The 16,103-nt window shown below is 49.2% G+C and carries 16 protein-coding genes and 1 other RNA gene; 5 read left to right on the top strand and 12 right to left on the bottom strand.

Annotation, left to right across the window (positions count from 1 at the left end; all coding sequences use genetic code 11):
- Positions 1 to 240 precede the first annotated feature (240 nt).
- Positions 241 to 1,470: a glycosyltransferase family 4 protein gene (locus BTA51_RS00485; RefSeq protein ID WP_094705199.1), complete on the top strand. Its 1,230-nt coding sequence runs from the start codon at positions 241 to 243 to the stop codon at positions 1,468 to 1,470.
- On the opposite strand, the gene BTA51_RS00480 is transcribed toward BTA51_RS00485, so the two are convergent.
- The 4 genes from BTA51_RS00480 to lpxL all read right to left on the bottom strand — a co-directional run bounded on the left by BTA51_RS00480 (position 1,376) and on the right by lpxL (position 5,773).
- A complete protein-coding gene (locus BTA51_RS00480) occupies positions 1,376 to 2,416 on the bottom strand; it encodes a polysaccharide deacetylase family protein (RefSeq protein ID WP_094705197.1) in 1,041 nt (346 codons plus the stop codon). The genes BTA51_RS00485 and BTA51_RS00480 overlap by 95 nt on opposite strands.
- Positions 2,417 to 2,455: 39 nt before the next feature.
- Entirely contained in the window at positions 2,456 to 3,586 is a 1,131-nt protein-coding gene (locus tag BTA51_RS00475) for a glycosyltransferase family 4 protein (RefSeq protein ID WP_094705195.1), read from the bottom strand.
- Positions 3,583 to 4,677 (bottom strand): putative lipopolysaccharide heptosyltransferase III, encoded by a 1,095-nt coding sequence (gene rfaQ, locus BTA51_RS00470; RefSeq protein WP_094705193.1) that lies wholly within the window; start codon positions 4,675 to 4,677, stop codon positions 3,583 to 3,585. The genes BTA51_RS00475 and rfaQ overlap by 4 nt, the downstream gene beginning before the upstream one ends.
- 115 nt (positions 4,678 to 4,792) lie before the next feature.
- Positions 4,793 to 5,773 carry an LpxL/LpxP family Kdo(2)-lipid IV(A) lauroyl/palmitoleoyl acyltransferase gene (gene lpxL, locus BTA51_RS00465; RefSeq protein WP_246840863.1) on the bottom strand — a complete coding sequence of 327 codons (981 nt, stop codon included), beginning with the start codon at positions 5,771 to 5,773 and terminating at the stop codon, positions 4,793 to 4,795.
- Between the two features lie 201 nt (positions 5,774 to 5,974).
- Here lpxL and hldE point away from each other — a divergent pair, with 201 nt between their 5' ends.
- A complete protein-coding gene (gene hldE / locus BTA51_RS00460) occupies positions 5,975 to 7,402 on the top strand; it encodes a bifunctional D-glycero-beta-D-manno-heptose-7-phosphate kinase/D-glycero-beta-D-manno-heptose 1-phosphate adenylyltransferase HldE (protein ID WP_094705191.1) in 1,428 nt (475 codons plus the stop codon).
- Positions 7,403 to 7,440: 38 nt separating this feature from the next.
- Here the strand turns inward: hldE and BTA51_RS30435 are convergent, their stop codons facing one another.
- From BTA51_RS30435 to rpiA, 4 genes are all read right to left on the bottom strand, one after another.
- Positions 7,441 to 8,886, bottom strand: a complete 1,446-nt coding sequence (locus BTA51_RS30435) for a glycosyltransferase (RefSeq protein WP_210404734.1) — start codon at positions 8,884 to 8,886, stop codon at positions 7,441 to 7,443.
- A 157-nt stretch (positions 8,887 to 9,043) separates the two neighbouring features.
- A complete protein-coding gene (gene ppa, locus BTA51_RS00450) occupies positions 9,044 to 9,574 on the bottom strand; it encodes an inorganic diphosphatase (protein WP_094705189.1) in 531 nt (176 codons plus the stop codon).
- A gap of 131 nt (positions 9,575 to 9,705) precedes the next feature.
- Positions 9,706 to 10,842, bottom strand: coding sequence for an acyl-CoA dehydrogenase family protein (locus BTA51_RS00445; protein ID WP_094705187.1), 1,137 nt, complete (start codon positions 10,840 to 10,842; stop codon positions 9,706 to 9,708).
- Between the two features lie 247 nt (positions 10,843 to 11,089).
- Positions 11,090 to 11,767 carry a ribose-5-phosphate isomerase RpiA gene (gene rpiA, locus BTA51_RS00440; protein ID WP_094705185.1) on the bottom strand — a complete coding sequence of 226 codons (678 nt, stop codon included), beginning with the start codon at positions 11,765 to 11,767 and terminating at the stop codon, positions 11,090 to 11,092.
- Between the two features lie 185 nt (positions 11,768 to 11,952).
- Here rpiA and ilvA point away from each other — a divergent pair, with 185 nt between their 5' ends.
- Together ilvA and BTA51_RS30075 are read left to right on the top strand one after the other, a co-directional pair.
- On the top strand, positions 11,953 to 13,470 hold the full coding sequence (gene ilvA / locus BTA51_RS00435) for a threonine ammonia-lyase, biosynthetic (protein ID WP_094705183.1): 1,518 nt from the start codon (positions 11,953 to 11,955) through the stop codon (positions 13,468 to 13,470).
- 207 nt (positions 13,471 to 13,677) lie between these two features.
- Positions 13,678 to 13,830: a hypothetical protein gene (locus BTA51_RS30075; protein WP_168188004.1), complete on the top strand. Its 153-nt coding sequence runs from the start codon at positions 13,678 to 13,680 to the stop codon at positions 13,828 to 13,830.
- Positions 13,831 to 13,944: 114 nt separating this feature from the next.
- Here BTA51_RS30075 and BTA51_RS00430 read toward each other — a convergent pair whose 3' ends face one another.
- The 4 genes from BTA51_RS00430 to BTA51_RS00415 form a co-directional block, all read right to left on the bottom strand.
- Complete coding sequence (locus BTA51_RS00430; RefSeq protein ID WP_094705181.1) at positions 13,945 to 14,526, bottom strand: 5-formyltetrahydrofolate cyclo-ligase; 582 nt, start codon at positions 14,524 to 14,526, stop codon at positions 13,945 to 13,947.
- A gap of 31 nt (positions 14,527 to 14,557) precedes the next feature.
- A non-coding RNA gene (ssrS, locus tag BTA51_RS00425) (6S RNA) lies at positions 14,558 to 14,741 on the bottom strand.
- 90 nt (positions 14,742 to 14,831) lie between these two features.
- Positions 14,832 to 15,122 (bottom strand): cell division protein ZapA, encoded by a 291-nt coding sequence (locus BTA51_RS00420; RefSeq protein ID WP_094705179.1) that lies wholly within the window; start codon positions 15,120 to 15,122, stop codon positions 14,832 to 14,834.
- The gene (locus tag BTA51_RS00415; RefSeq protein ID WP_094705177.1) at positions 15,122 to 15,328 is read right to left on the bottom strand and encodes a TIGR02449 family protein; all 207 of its coding nucleotides are present in this window, start codon (positions 15,326 to 15,328) and stop codon (positions 15,122 to 15,124) included. The genes BTA51_RS00420 and BTA51_RS00415 overlap by 1 nt, the downstream gene beginning before the upstream one ends.
- Positions 15,329 to 15,503: 175 nt before the next feature.
- On the opposite strand from BTA51_RS00415, the gene BTA51_RS00410 reads away from it, so the two are divergent.
- A complete protein-coding gene (locus tag BTA51_RS00410; RefSeq protein WP_094705175.1) occupies positions 15,504 to 16,073 on the top strand; it encodes a UPF0149 family protein in 570 nt (189 codons plus the stop codon).
- The last annotated feature ends 30 nt before the right edge of the window (positions 16,074 to 16,103 follow it).

The following is a 16,103-nucleotide window of genomic DNA, read 5'->3' as shown; positions in this document are numbered from 1 at the left end:
GCATCGTGTACTGAGTTCCGGGAAGCTTCTAATTCTGGAGTCCTGTTTATTCTAAAGCAATTATTCAATCGGAGTTGAGTAAAGCGTTCAGGTCATATTGAATAAACTGGGAAAGTTGGCCATCGCGCTCCATTATTGGTCATTGCACTCCATTAGTCGTGCGAAGGTGTTTATAATGCTGGGATTTTAGCCAGCGGAATGGCGAATAATTAGGGCATATATAGAGGGCTTGCATTTTTAATGCGAATTTTACACTTAATTAATCTCGACAACGTAGGCGGAGTTGAAAGGCTGTTTTGCGAATTTATCAGCCATACCGATCCTGATGAAGTTACAAACCTGGTGTTTGCTGACAGTAAGAATATTGCTCCATTGTTGGTGGGTACCGTTAAAAGGCATACCCAGGATATTCGTTTTCTCAAGCACTGGGGCAAAGTAAAAATCCCCAAAAAGCCGGCCAGTATCAGGTTAAATCATCGGAAGCGGATCATTAGTCGAATCAAGCCCGATCTTGTTTTGATCTGGAATCAACTCTCGGACACCCGGCCTGGGGATATACCGTCCGATATTCCGGTGGTTTACTACGAACACGGAATGGCCTGGTATACCCATAGTCAGGCAAAAGAGAGAAACTTTATTCCGCAGATTGACGGATATATAGCGGCCTCTCATGCTGCCAAGCGCATGTTGCAGCTTAAATATGATGTTAATAAGGAGATTGATGTCTGTCTGAATCCTATTCGTAATGCCTGTATGCACTATCCCACTAAAATAGCGGCTCCCGATAAGAGTAAACCTTTTGTCATCGGGATGGCATGTCGGTTAGTGGCTCTCAAAGCGGTAAATCTGGGGATATATGCCATTAAAAATCTGCAGGATTCAGGCATTCGGTGCGAACTGAGAATTGCGGGTGCCGGGCCGATGAAAGACCAGCTGGTCGCCTTGTCTGAGAGGCTCGGTGTGGCGTCCTCTGTAAAGCTCCTTGGTTTGGTCGACGATATGGATGCGTTTTATTCAGGGATTGATTGCATGCTGTCAACGTCGATACATGAAACTTTCAGCTTGGTCAGTGCTGAGGCAATGGCTGCTGGCTCTCCTGCTATTGTCGGAAAAGTGGATGGACTGCCGGAGGTCGTGAAGGATGGTATTACTGGTTTCTGTATCACTCCCAGGTTAACCCGGGAGCAATACATGGAACTGGAAGCATCCAGTCCAAACCTTCCAGAGAAAGTCTATGATGTGGATTCTGACAGCATCGTAAGCCCCAAATTGCTGGACCCGGCCGATATTGCAGATGCTGTAAGACAGCTGGCGAATTCAGCAGACTTATATATGCGAATGAGCCAGGAAGCCCGGCAGTGGAGCCGCAGTCAGTTCAGGTTTGAGCGTTATATGGATGAAATGATGCAAGCTCTCCGTCAGTATCATCCTGCTTCACCTGCCGGTGAAATTGTTCCGCAAACTCTGTAAGTGTCAGCCCGATAAAATGGCGGCGAGTGTATTCGAACAGCTGGGTCAGATCTCTATAAAGAGCTTCAATCGATTCATTTGTTTTAAAGGTTGGGCTGCCGCCAGGCATAAACTCGGACGAGTGTAGAATAAATTCCACATAGGGACGGTTTTTGCGAATAGCCTCATCCAGCACTTTCTTCATTTGCTTCAGGTTCTTTCCGTTAGGGCGCAGCCATATTGTGGCATCGTCCTTTTGACGTCCCTTCAGCTGATTGACGGCTTTGCGGCAGCGGCTGATAAACGGAGAATATTTGGGAAGTATGCTGACAGGCAGCTCCAGTAGGTTGGAGTTGCCTGCCTGACCTATATTGTTGAGATCCAGGAAATAGGGATGGTCAGGGAAGTCGCGGTAGTCGGTCCCCCCCTGCTGTTTGGGGTCGCCCATATTCTTGCGCCAGCTCACTCCCGGCGTGACAGAACAATCCACTTTGTATCCATGCTTTGCCAGAGTTTGTGCATAGTGTTCATCAAACGCCCAGCGCCCGGCCCGATGACTGGTCATCTTGGTGTTAAACGTGTCTTCCAGCAGTTTGGTCAGATAATCTATTTTTTGTTCTACCAGTTCCTTGGGGTATTCGATCAGATAAGGTAGAAAGCGGTAGTCATCTTCCGTGAGGGCTTTTTCTGGTGGGCTATTCCATGCGTGTAGGTGCATACCTATTTCTGCCGTTTTTCGATGCAGGCAATCACTGGCGAATTCTATGTAGGAGTCCGAAACTGCCATCTCATAATTGGTCAGGTAGGTGGGCTTCAGTCCGTAGAGCTCACACAGTTCCTGGAATCGTGGCAGAAATTTGGCATTTTGCGTCTCAATCTGTCTGGGGCTCGCCCAAATATTATCGCCTTCTGTATCAATGGTGATCAGAAATGCGGGTAATGTCGATTGAGCATTGGATGGTTTCATTCGATAGACTCCGTATGAGTTTCCTAGTCCCTAAATTATTCAGGTGCGGCACAGCAAATGTGCGTATAAGGCGGTCAGTTGCTCTCCCATCTGATCCAGGCTATAGGCTTCAACAGTCTGGCGAGCAGAGTCACCCATGGTGAGGCAGCGCTCTGGATGATCAAGCTCACTTATAGCATTGGCGATGCTGGTGATATCCAGGGAGTCTGAAGTATATCCGTTTATGCCTTCTTTTATCAGCTCAGCCCCACCGCACTTTTTGCTGGTAATCACCGGCAGGGCGCATGCCATGGCTTCAAAAATCACATTGGGGAAAGGGTCATATAGTGTCGGCAACAATAAGAAATCAGCCGCAGCATAGTATGGGCGTACATCTTTTTGAACTCCTGCCCAATGGACGGTGACACCTAACTGCACTGCTAACTGCTGGTAGTGGTTCAAATGTTTGTCTGTTCCGACAACGATTAAGCGTACCGGTTTCTCGCATGCTGATAAGGCACGAATGGCGCTTTCCAAGCCCTTGCGTTCAAAGCCTGAGCCGACAAATATTGCGACAATTTCCTGGTCGTTGAACTCCATTTCCTCCCGTCTCTTTTGGCGAAACTGGTCACGTAGCGCAGGAGTAAATACCTCGGTGTCAATGCCATTGTAGATGACGGAAATTTTCTCAGGCTCCAGTCGAAAGTTGGCCAGAATTTCTTCTTTAACCATATGGGAGTTGCAAATAACTGCCTTCAGCCTGTGGCTCTCAAACATCGATTTTTCTGCCTGGCAGACATAGCGATGATATGGGCTCAGGTCCAGCAACTTCCTTTGAAGGGGGCTTAGGATTCTCTTGCGTTGTTCTAACCAGACCTTATGAACACCGTCCCCTGCACGGTATATATCGCAGCAGCTCAAGCGCTCATGAGACTGGACCAAGTCAAAATGGTGTTGTTCCAATAGCTGGCAGACTTGACGGGCAAAGCCCCGTTCCCGACTGATTCGGCCCCACTTTGTGGGATTGCAGGTCAGGACCTTGAAATTGCCTTTCTGATCCTGCCACTTCCGTGTAATCACCGTCACTTCCAGTTCCTGACTACCCAATCGTTCAAGAGCCCGACTGATAAATCGCTCTGCACCTCCGTCAGGGCGATATCTTTGGCGAATCAAGGCCAGTTTTGTGGTCATGACAGCAGCGTTTCCACGGCGGATAGAGCACGCTCAACGGTGATGGATGAGAGGCACTCACTCCTTCTGCCATCACCGCAGCCTGCCAGGTCGCAAGGTCGACAACTGTGATTTGATGAGAGGATGATATGTCTGTTCATCCAGGGAGACCACTCAAGTTCATTGCTGGGGCCAAAAAATGCAACACAGGGGGTGTTTGTTGCGGAGGCAATATGCATAGGAACTGAGTCCACGCCAATCAACAGCCGGGCATGTTGAATCAGTGCCATTAACTCTTTCAGATTAATCTTGCCGCAAAGATTTACCACTGGCTTTTCCACTTGCGCCAGTATGGCGTCCATCATTCGCATCTCCGCTCTGTCCGGCGCAGCTGTGACAACCAGAGGATAACCTTTTGCCTGAAGCTGATTGATGACAGCGGCCATTTTGTCGACATCCCAGCTTTTAAACAGCCAGCGAGAAGTGGGGTGGATATGAATATACTGTCCCGGTTCCAGGCCGGCGTCTGCTAAAAGTGACTTAACTTTGGACTCTGCTTCCTCGCCGGGAATGGCTATCATGCGTTTGCTTTCAGTGCTGGGATAAACTCCCAGGCGGCGGAGAGCATCAAGATGCTTTTCCACCATGTGTCTCTTTTTAAAATTGACCGGATAGTTATAGTCGAAGCTTTTTTTCCAGAAGCTACCGGTTCTCCTGGGGTGGATCTGAGTAATGGATACTTTGGGCTTCAGAAATTTGACCAGGGTAAGCCCCCGCCAATGATCCGTCATGTGAAAGACAACATCATACTGGCGTTCTTTCAATCGTTTGATCAGACTCCACTCTTCTCGAATCTGGCCTTTGATCCCCAGCTTTTTCCACTGCCTGTCAATTGTATGGAGTTGGCTAAGGTGGGGATGAAACTCAAGCATCGAGGCGGTATCCAGGTATACCAGAGCATCAATTTCCAGATGGGGAAACTGTTCCTTCAGCGCCGTAAACATCGGAGAGGTAATCAGTACGTCACCATGGTGACGCAGCTTAATGATCAGTACTCGCTTGACCTGATTAAAGTCTACGCCATCGGTGACATATTCATTGGAAGCCGACATTGAATTTTAATGTTCCCGCAATCTTAAAGTGTATTCACATGCATACTGAGTGTGTTCGCATTTATATAGATGTGCTCACATATATATAAACAGAATAGACACATGAGTCTAAGGACTATTTTCCGCCATATAGGTGATGATCTTCACCTTCCGGTTGGGATTTGAAGCGCTTGTGCATCCAGAGATACTGATCAGGATAGCGTCGTATCTCCTCTTCAATGATTTTATTGGTTGTGGTGGCGTCACTGACATCATCCCCGCTGGGATACGCTTCCAAGGCCTTTCCAAAATAAACTTCATACCCGCCTTTCGCATTTCTGAAGTGGCTAAAGGGTACTACCGCAGCACCTGTCTTATTCGCTATTCTGGCAGTTGCTGTAATAGTGGCTGCGGGAACGCCGAAAAATGGGGCAAAAACACTGCCTCGTTTCCCATAGTCCTGATCGGTGGCGTACCAGATGGTTCGCCCATCTCTTAGTAGTTTGATGAGGCCTCTTAAATCATCCTTGCTCAGCAACCCGTCGCAGAACCTCAGGCGTCGGCGGGTCATCACGAGATTAAAAAGCGGGTTGTCGTGGTCACGCTGCATGCTGGCCGCAGAGGAATACAGGCTGAACAGGGCGCCGCCAAGATCCAGTGTACTGTAGTGTCCCCCCAAGAGTATGACGCCATTACCTTTTGCCTGGGCTGCCTGCAAATATTCAAGTCCGTGAACATTCGTGATTGGCCGGAAACGTTCGGGGGAGGAAAACCAGGCTGAAGCTGCTTCAAAAAATCCTATAGCATTGCTTACAAAGGCCTGTTTAACCAGTGACTTCTGTTCTTCAGCAGAAAGTTCTGGAAAGCATAAGCGGATATTTACCTCGGCCACTTGACGACGTCGGGGAATGCAGTAGTAACCTAGCAGACCCAAGCCTTTGCCAAGGATTCTCTGGGCGATTAGCGGCAGCTTGGCGGCGACCCACAGGCAGGCAATGCCAATCCAGGTCAGCCAGTATTTGGGATGGGTGAAATCCGAATAGCGTAGTTTCCCGGCGCTGTTGCTGGATGAAATTCCAGATTGCTGACCGGAATGACGTTGGGATGTTTCCGACACTTTGTAGTGGTCCGCCAAAATCCGGATATTCTACCCACATTGTGCGGGTAGCTCCAGTTTGGTCAAACAGGATTGCCAATTGAAGCAGGTGCCCGAGTTGGTTGTGCATGGTAATATGGCTGCCGGTCGATGCCCCTTCCTGGCTGTGCCAAATGGTGCGGCGTGGGAGCAATTTCAGGATTAAAAAAGAGATTTGAGTTGATGCAAGTTCAGGTTCCCCCTTTTCAAAATGCCAGGGTGTTGGTTGTCGGAGATGTCATGCTGGATCGCTATTGGTACGGGTCGACATCCCGTATTTCTCCTGAAGCTCCGGTGCCGGTTGTGAAAGTGGGACAAATCGAAGATCGGCCAGGTGGTGCCGCCAACGTTGCGCTCAATATTGCAGCCTTGGGTAGCGCTGCGGTGTTGTCTGGTATTACGGGAAGAGATGAAGCTGCAGATGCGTTAGCTCAGCGACTCGAATCCGCCGGAATACTCGCTGATTTCTACCAGCATGAGACCTTGCCCACCATCACCAAGCTACGGGTAATCAGTCGGCACCAGCAATTAATTCGCATGGATTTTGAGGAAAGCTTCGCAGGGTGCGATCAAAAGGGGTTGGAAGCCAGGGTCTCAGATCAATTGGAGAAGTCGGGGGCTGTGATTTTATCCGACTATGGAAAGGGAGCGCTTTCCGACCCGCAGGTCTTTATCACGATGTCACGCAAAGCAAGTATTCCTGTATTGGTGGATCCTAAAGGAAGTGACTTCGGTAAATATCGAGGGGCGACCTTGCTGACACCTAATCTTAGCGAGTTTGAAGCTGTCGTCGGACACTGCGAATCTGAAAATGAATTGGTCGCGCGCGGTCAGAAGTTAATTGAAGAGCTTTCGTTGGAGGCTCTGCTGGTCACCCGTAGTGAACATGGTATGACCCTGTTACGTCGAGGTCAGCCGGAGCTTCACTTTCCTGCCTATGCCAAGGAAGTATTTGATGTTACAGGGGCCGGTGATACGGTGATTTCCACACTAGCGGCTGCGCTGGGGGCAGGAAGTACCATGGAAGATGCCGTGGCACTGGCAAATATTGCCGCCAGTATTGTGGTTGGCAAGCTGGGAACCGCCACTGTAAGCGGGCCCGAATTGCGCCGCGCCACTCAGCAGCTCCAGGGAGCCGGGCATGGCGTTATGACTGAGGAGCAGCTTAAGTATGCCCTTGAAGACGCCAGAGCCCACGGTGAAAAAATTGTCTTTACCAACGGCTGTTTCGACATTATCCATGCCGGTCATGTCGGGTATCTGGAACAGGCGCGTAAGCTGGGGGATCGGCTGGTGGTAGCCATCAATAGCGATGAATCTGTTCGGCGCCTGAAAGGTGATGCACGCCCAATCAACTCATTGGATCGCCGTATGGCAGTATTGGCCGGGCTTGAATCGGTGGATTGGGTGACATGGTATGACGACGATACACCGGAAAGACTCTTGGAGACGCTCAAGCCGAATATTCTGGTGAAAGGGGGTGATTACTCCAAGGAACAGGTGGTCGGCTGGGAAATCGTTGAGAGCTATGGTGGCGAAGTGAAGGCTTTGGATTTCCTCGATAATTGCTCCACAACTGCCATTGTTGAAAAAATCAAGAAGCAGTCGTAGAGCAGCGAGCCCGCTAACTATTTATCACTCTTTGTTATTTACCATCCTTTTGGCAGCAGAGTCCTCAACAGGTACCGTCTTTTCCATGACTTATCAATGGAAGGTGGTGGGGGCTCTCTCCAATATTCCCGCAACACCTCGTGCTCAAAGTTGAAAGAGCTGCGGCTGTGCCCGTAGCCATGGCCATACCATTGGAATTCCAGTTTCTTGCGTGCATCGACGGGAGTGTTGAACGACAGGTCCCTGTTTAAGCTGTGGTAAGACCGTTTGCGGTCAATATCCTGGCGCTCAATGCAGAAATATTTCTTAGGCAGATGAACGTGGATGGTTCCCTGATCCTTATGGAACTTAACAAACCGGAAATCCTCCGCTCCATAGTTTCCGGCGAATTCCTCATCATATCCAAACAGCTCAAAGAAGCGACCTCTTGAAAACAGGAAAATATTGGGGTGTCCTTTTTTCCAGGTGTTATTTTCAGGATTTTTACGCCAGAACTTATAAAGCCGCTTACCAATGCTCTTCAACTTAAGTAGTTTCTCTAAAGTGCTTTCAGGAAACTCATGATCCAGATCTGTGGCAATGACACTATCGGATTTTGCATATAAAACGCCAAGGTTGCGAGCCCCTGCCTGATTCCAGCGAATGTCTTTCTTAACCTTTAGCCATGTCAGGTTGAGTGGCAAATCAGGTATTTCATATTCTATGGGCGATCCATCATCCACGATGACAAAGTGAATTCGATCTAATAATTCTTTTGGGTAGGACGCATATTTTGTCAGTAGCTGGATCACGGAATCAGTAGTTTTCTGATTGCAGTAGAAATGCGTCACATAAGTCAGCTTAATGTGAGAATAACTTCGTTTATTTCCCGACACCTGATGCTGTCGGGTAGGGAAGAATAAGCTTAGAAGTCCATGTTCAAGCATGAGCTTCAGACTATCCAGCCCCAAAGATTCCTGTTCCAACACGTAAGGATTGCCTAGCCCCAGTGGCTTCTGGCGAGGAGCCCTGAACTGCTGGTAAATCTCTCTGCTGGCGAAGCAGTTTATGTCAGTCTGTTTGTTGTAAAAACGCTTATTGGAACGGTTGTTTTCAAGAGGCTCAAACTCATGCCAGGTTCGCCAAATGAATACAGGATGGGAGCAGCTTGTGCGTACTATTGCTCCAATTTCCTGTTCCTGGGTGTTGTTTACCATGACACCCGCCATTGCATGGTTGGCAGCCAGAATTTTAAGTATCTGGTCGGCAACTGACTGCTTGTCCGGAGAGTGGCAGATTTCGGTCCTGATGTTGGATGGTAGCGCGTGATTTCCCCATTCCGTCGCGGTTTCGGGAGTGAGAATAATATGGATGTCTAGCTTTTCTAATGCTTCTGAGGTGGTGACAACGTCGAGTATCGTTCGGATAGAGTTGTCGTGAGTTGTCGTCAGGTGGAGAAATATCAGGCGGTTTGATATAGAAGGTGCGGTGTTCTCAAAAGACATGTTTTCGCCAAAGCCAGAATGAAACCACGATCCATAAGCAGACCGTCAATGTTCTTGTGGCTATCAGCTGCTTATCGAACCATCGTAAGAGGGGCGACCCATTTGAGTGCGCCCCGGAAAAGCGATGCTAAAGGCACCGACTTTTCAGTGACTCAGTTTAGCCTTTGTTGTATGCGGCTACAGAATCCATGATCGCTTTGCGAGCTTCATCACTTCCTGCCCAACCTTCAACTTTTACCCATTTGCCGGGTTCGAGATCTTTGTAGTTTTCGAAAAAGTGCTCGATTTGTTTGATTAAAAGCTCGGGGAGATCGCTCGGTTCTTGGACTTTGCTGTACAGCGGAGTCAGTTTAGAGTGTGGAACAGCCAGTAGTTTATAGTCTTCGCCAGCTTCGTCGGTCATCTTCAGAACACCAACGGGGCGGCAGCGGATAACAGCACCAGCCTGAATCGGATACGGAGCGACGACCAGTACATCCAGGGGATCGCCGTCGTCAGACAGGGTGTGAGGAATGAAGCCGTAGTTGGCCGGGTAGAACATTGGGGTAGCCATGAAGCGGTCTACAACAACTGCACCTGAGTCTTTATCGATTTCATACTTGATCGGGCTGCTTTGGGCAGGGATTTCGACAACACAGTTAAAATCTTCAGGCAGGTCTTTACCGGCTGAAATATGTTCGAAGTTCATAATGTCCGATTTCCATTGAGTTCAAATTCGTGGCCCCAAATTATAGGCAGTTTGAACCCACAACTCCATGGCGGCATGCCAACAACTTGGGGAGCATATCAAATAGATGGCATCAGCCGGGCTGGTGAGTGCTACAGGCCAATCTGCTTGGCGATGATTTCTTTCATGATCTCGGTGGTCCCTCCGCCGATAGAAAGTATTCTGGCATCCCGATAGAGTCTCTCAACTACCGATTCCCGCATGTATCCCATGCCTCCGAAAATCTGCACAGCCTCGTAGGTCACCTGGTCTGCTACGTCAGTAGCAAAGTTCTTGGCCATGGAGACTTCTTTGATTGGATTTTTGCCTGCCTGAATGAGGTCGGTGGAATGGTAGGTATATTGACGTGCAATATCGATTTGCGTGGCCATGTCTACCAGCTTGTGCCGAATCACCTGGAATTTACCGATTGGCCGGCCGAAGGCTTCACGCTGTTTCACATAAGCCAGAGATTCTTCGTAGGCCATCTGGGCGGTCATGTAAGCCATCACGGACAAGGCGAGACGTTCCTTGAGAAAGTTGCTCATGATCGCCGGGAAACCGGCGTTTTCCGGTCCAATGAGATTGGAAGTGGGAACACTGCAGTCATCGAAGAACAATTCAGCAGTGTCGCTGGCCCACCAGCCCATTTTGTTGAGTTTGCGGCCGATGTGAAAACCGGGGGTTCCTTTTTCTATCAAGAGCAGGCTGATGCCACCATAACCTTCTCCTCCCGTGCGAACGGCGACGGTGTAGTAGTCTGCTCTGATACCGCTGGTGATGAAGGTTTTACTGCCGTTAACCTGATAGTGGTCACCGTCTTTCCTGGCGCGGGTCTTCAGGTTGGCGACATCAGATCCGCCGCCTGGTTCTGTAATGGCCAGAGCGGCGATTTTCTCGCCTTTCAGTACCTCTGTAATGACCTTGTTTTTCAGCTCCTGACTGCCCCAATGTTCGATTGGGGGAAGTGCAATATCAAGGGAGCCGAGGCTGGCGACAAAGCCGCCGGAAGTTGAGCGCATCAGTTCTTCACTGGCAGCGACTTTCATATACAGGTCATCTGCGCCGGTGCCGCCCCATTGTTCCGGGTGGCCTATGCCGAGAATACCTGCCTGACCGGCCAGTTGATATATCTCTCTGGGGAATTCATTGTTTTCCTCCCACTCTTGGATATGTGGCAGGACATGGCGTTTGATGAATTCGCGCACTGTGGAGCGTACAAGTTCGTGAGTTTCATTGAAGGGGGGCATGAGAGGCTCTTCTGCTTATTGTTTTCAATCAGCATAAGAGGTATTTGTCTCCCAAGCAAGCGCTTGGTTAGTGCGCATGTTGACACTATTTACGAAAGTTGTAGCCAGAGGAAAGGGGCAGCAGAATTAAGTGTGGCGGCGAGGTTGCTCTGAAATGAAGCTGGTCTGAATTAAGTGCGTGGAATTGCGGCGGTGATTGGCACCACCGCAAAGGCTTGGCTCTGCCGCAAAGGCATAGAGGAAGGGGTTATTCTGGCTTTTTGAAGGTTTTAACGCCTTCAGCCGTTCCCAGGAGCAATACATCAGCTGAGCGTTGCGCGAAAATTCCGTTAGTAACGACGCCGGTAATCTGGTTGATTTGAGCCTCAAGCTTTTTGGGCTCCATGATGCGAAGATTGAAAACATCAAGAATGATGTTGCCGTTATCTGTAACACAGCCTTCCCGGTAAACCGGATCGCCTCCAAGTTTAACCAGTTCGCGCGCAACATAGCTTCGAGCCATGGGAATTACTTCAACCGGAAGGGGAAAGGTGCCCAGAACATCCACCCATTTCGATTCGTCTGCAATGCAGATAAAGGTCTTGGCATTGGCAGCCACAATTTTTTCACGGGTCAGCGCAGCGCCGCCGCCTTTGATCAGTTCCAGTTGGTGATTGGATTCATCAGCGCCGTCGATATAAAACTCAAAACCTGCAATGGAATTCAGATCGTAGACGGGAATACCATGCTTCTTCAGCCGCTCAGCGGAAGCGTCAGAGCTCGCTACTGCGCCGTCAAAATGGTTTTTCAGCTCTGCCAGTGCATCAATAAAGTAGTTTGCTGTAGAGCCTGTGCCAATGCCCAGTACAGTGTCATTGTCCAGGTGAGGTTTTATGTATTCGATAGCCGCCATGGCGACGGCTTGCTTGAGTTGGTCTTGGTTCATGGTGCGCCCCGTGGTTAAATGCAGGCATTATAAACATCTGACGAGACTTCATACACCGCTAACCGTGACTAAATACTCCCGGATATTCACCTGTATAGCAGAGAATCTGTGACTTACTGTAGACGATCAGGGCGGATTCTGGATATTATTTGGCCCCCTTTCACCCAATTGTTTCTGAATACGTTATGCCCCACCGTTACATTAAAAAAATATTGGACGCTAAAGTCTACGACGTGGCGATTGAAACGCCATTGGACGATGCCCACCTGCTAAGCCATAGATTTCACAATCATGTGATGCTGAAACGAGAGGACCTTCAACCGGTCTTTTCGTTCAAGTTGCGTGGGGCATATAACAAACTAGCGCAGCTATCAGATGCTCAGAAGGCTACCGGTGTCATTGCCGCCTCGGCGGGAAATCATGCGCAGGGTCTGGCGCTGGCTGCGCAGAGGCTGGGAATTCGAGCGACGATCGTAATGCCGCAGACCACGCCGGAAATCAAGGTGAACTCGGTCAAGGCAAAAGGGGCCAAAGTGGTTCTCAAAGGCGATGCCTTTGATGAAGCTGCAGCTTATGCTGCCAAACTGGTGGAAGAAAAGGGATTCGTCTACATCCCGCCATACGACGATGAAGATGTAATCGCTGGCCAGGGAACTGTGGGTATGGAGATCATGTGGCAGCATACCTCGCCTATCCACGCAGTATTTGTTCCTGTTGGAGGCGGTGGTTTGATTGCCGGCGTTGCTGCCTACGTCAAATATCTACGCCCTGACGTCAAGGTGATTGGTGTAGAGCCTGAAGATTCGAACTGCCTGCAGACAGCTCTGAAAGCCGGGCGGCGCGCAAAGTTGAAGGAAGTGGGAATATTCGCCGATGGGGTGGCAGTTCGCCAGATTGGTAAGCTGCCTTGGGATATCTGCAAAGACCATGTTGATGAAGTGATTACCGTCACCACGGACGAGATCTGTGCCGCCATCAAGGATGTTTTTGAGGACACCCGGTCCATTGCTGAACCGGCTGGCGCGCTCTCCGTTGCCGGACTCAAGAAATATGTTACCCGTGAGCATATCCAGGATGAAAATCTGGTGGCGATTATCAGTGGCGCCAATATGAATTTTGATCGCCTGGGTTATATCACTGAAAGGACGGAGGTCGGCGAAGAGCGTGAAGCGATCCTGGCAGTGAAAATTCCTGAGCGCCCCGGTAGTTTTAAGCGATTTATCCAGGCTTTGAGCAAGCGCAATATTACGGAATTTAATTATCGTTATTCTAATCCTGATGAAGCCCAGATATTTGTGGGCGTTCAGATTCGTGAGGGTGAGCACGAGCGTCTTGAGCTCGTGGAGGCACTGGAAAAACACGATCTGCCGGTGTTGGATTTGACGGATAATGAAATGGCGAAAATGCATATTCGCCATATGGTGGGCGGTCACTCACCTAATCTGAACAATGAAAAAGTCTTTCGGTTTGAATTTCCTGAACGCCCTGGATCTTTGATGAAGTTCCTGATGTCGCTGGGGGCCCGGTGGAATATCTCAATGTTCCACTATCGCAACCATGGGGCAGCCTATAGCCGTGTCTTAATGGGGGCGCAAGTTGAGGATAAGGATATGAAAGAGTTTAAGCAGATGCTGGATACGGTCGGCTTCCGCTATTGGGAAGAGACAAATAACCCCGCTTATCGTTTATTTCTCGGGGCATGATCAGTAAATAAAAAACTGACGATAAAAAGTACACAAGTTTAGCAATCTTTTCTATACTTGATTGTTAAGACTTTTATGTAGTCGTCTGATAACTATAAATTTTGCGGTATCAACAAGAGCACAAGGCATTAGAGGCTCGAAGCTAGGAAATGTCGGGAGGAGTCCCGACGACATAAATAGCTGAAAACTAAAAAGTTAGGGGGAAAAATGAAACGCAAGCCTGACGTCATGGTCATGCTTGTGGTTGTGTTCTGCCTTGGGTTGGTGATCAGTGGATTTACCACCTTTGGCTACAACCAGGAGCGTGTTGATGCTCCTCTGGTTTCATCGATTGCCGATGATTCTCAGGAAGCAAATTAGACGTCTATCCGCCAATGCCGAATGGCAAGCAAAAGCCCGGAATGCACTGCAGACTGGGCTTTTGTCATTTATGGGGCGTCGTAAGGTTTGTCCGCTAACATCCGATATGTTGCATTACCTAGCGAAGCGGTAGAAGGCTCTGTCCGTGGCCACTCCGTGAAGTGCAATGTCCCATGGCTCACTTGGAAGTTCTTCCACCTGTTGGAAATCGTGTGCCAGTCCGACCAGCTTTGGTTTCTTGATTCGGGTCCTGATTGGCGCAAAGGTGCGGTCATAATAGCCTCCGCCCATCCCCAGCCGATTTCCCGTGGTATCGAATGCGACCAATGGAAAACAGATAACATTGAGTGCCCAGGCAGGCGTTCGCGAAGTGGTTCTCGGGTCGGGCTCAAAAATACCGTATTTATTTTTTCTTAGCCGCGTGTTGGCATCCAGCTTCAAGAACCAGAGACGGTTATGATGAATAGGATGGAGTACAGGTAGATATACGGCGTGATTGCGGTCCGATACTTTTTTTAGCCAAATGGCAGGAGATATTTCGCCGTCATTCGCAAAATACAACGCCCAGCGCTTTTGAAATCGTAAGTGGTGACGTTCGATCTGACGGGCGAGAAGTATTGATGCCTGTTTCTGTTGAATTGCGGACAGTGAGCGTCGCTTTTGTCGCATCTGGCGACGAATGGTGGTTTTGTTCATGAGCGTCTGTGAAAAATCCCTGAACGCGAAAAAACTCCCCGGAAGTGCCGCTGTCAGAAACGGCCCTTGAACCCTTTGGTTCAAGGAGGAGGCCTCTGTGATGAATTAGGCTTTCCCATCAATGTGGGACTTGCACACATCACCCGCAGGCGGCCGCCATAAATAAAATTCATCGGCTCGAGGACGCATCCAACTGGCCAACACTCTAGGGAGTCGGGCGCTAGTATAACGAATCCTTCAGCAAATTAAGATGGGGTTATTAAAATTAGTTTTATTTTTTTGTCAGCAGATTGAGATCGCGTCGATCAGGACAGGCTTTTCAGTGCTGTATCAATCTTGCTCTGCAAAGATTCAAGAGTGGTGTCGAATTTTGTCGATTTCTCACCCTCCTGCAACAGGTCGTGGGTCAGGTTCAGTGCTGCCATGACGGCAATTCTTTCTGTCCCATAGACCTTGCCGGATGAGCGGATCTCTTTCATCTTGTTGTCCAATACTCTTGCGGCCTGTTCGAGTTGGGCACGAGCTTCCGGGGGGCATGCCACCAGATACTCTTTTTCCAGAATATTGACGCTGACGGTGTTGGGAGTGGTGCTCATTAACGTTGCTCCAGTGCTTTCAGTCGGCTGATCATGGCTTCTATTTTGGAACGGGCCAGGTCATTTTTCTGTAATAATTGCATGCGCTCCTGCTGCCATTCTTCCTGCAATTCTCTCAGGGCATGGTTATCAGCTTCCAATTGTTTGCACTTATTGATAAGGCGATCAATCTTGTCGCTTAGCTGTTGCAGTTGGGACACTTCCATCAGGGGTTCCATTAAGAATTCTAACTACTTGAATTAACTATAAGAGAGGGTTGGAGGGTGGTCAATGTTGCAGACCCATTCTCTGCTAAGTGTCACTGGCGGCTGGTCCATTCGTGGAAGCATCACGGGCGCTCGTGGTAGCATTAGGTGGTTTATTGTTTGAGGAAAAGTTTTCATGTCACAACCCTATCATGCCTTACAGCAACTATTGGAAAAAATTAATGCGGAGGTCTCGCCAGCTTCTGTGCATGGGTTGTGGTGCGGTAGATTTGCTACCGGGGATACCCCGAAGAATAACCAGTGGTGGGATTACACCATGCGGATGGCCGGTTTGGCTGGAGAGGTCGACAATAATATCCTGGCGGCATTCCAGGCCGTGGCGGGTTTTGCTGAGGCCAATCTGCAGCAGGATAATTTTAGCTTTGAGCCCTGGTTACCAGCAGACAGCACAGAATGTTCACTTCGTGTGTCCGCGTTGGCGGATTGGTGTCGCGGGTTTATAGAAGGCCTGATCTCTGTAAAAGGCCCGGAACTGATGGAAAAGTCTCCTGAAGTAAAAGAAGTTGTGCAGGATTTGCTGGCGATCGGAGAGGTTGATTCAGAAGTTTCGGGGACAGATGAGGATGAAAGGCAGCTTCTTGAATTATCTGAGTTCGTTAAGGTGGCAGCCCTGAATTTATACCATGAGCTTGGAGTCGTATCCTCAGGACCCGGTGCTGCTGGTCATGGATCTACTTTGCATTAGCAATCTATTTTAGGCATTAGCCGTTGATGT

The sequence above is a fragment of the Hahella sp. CCB-MM4 genome, assembly GCF_002260525.1.
In the GTDB taxonomy this organism is placed as follows: Bacteria; Pseudomonadota; Gammaproteobacteria; order Pseudomonadales; family Oleiphilaceae; genus Hahella.
The sequence above is the reverse complement of the archived record's forward strand: the minus strand, read 5'-3'. Positions and strand labels throughout refer to the sequence as shown.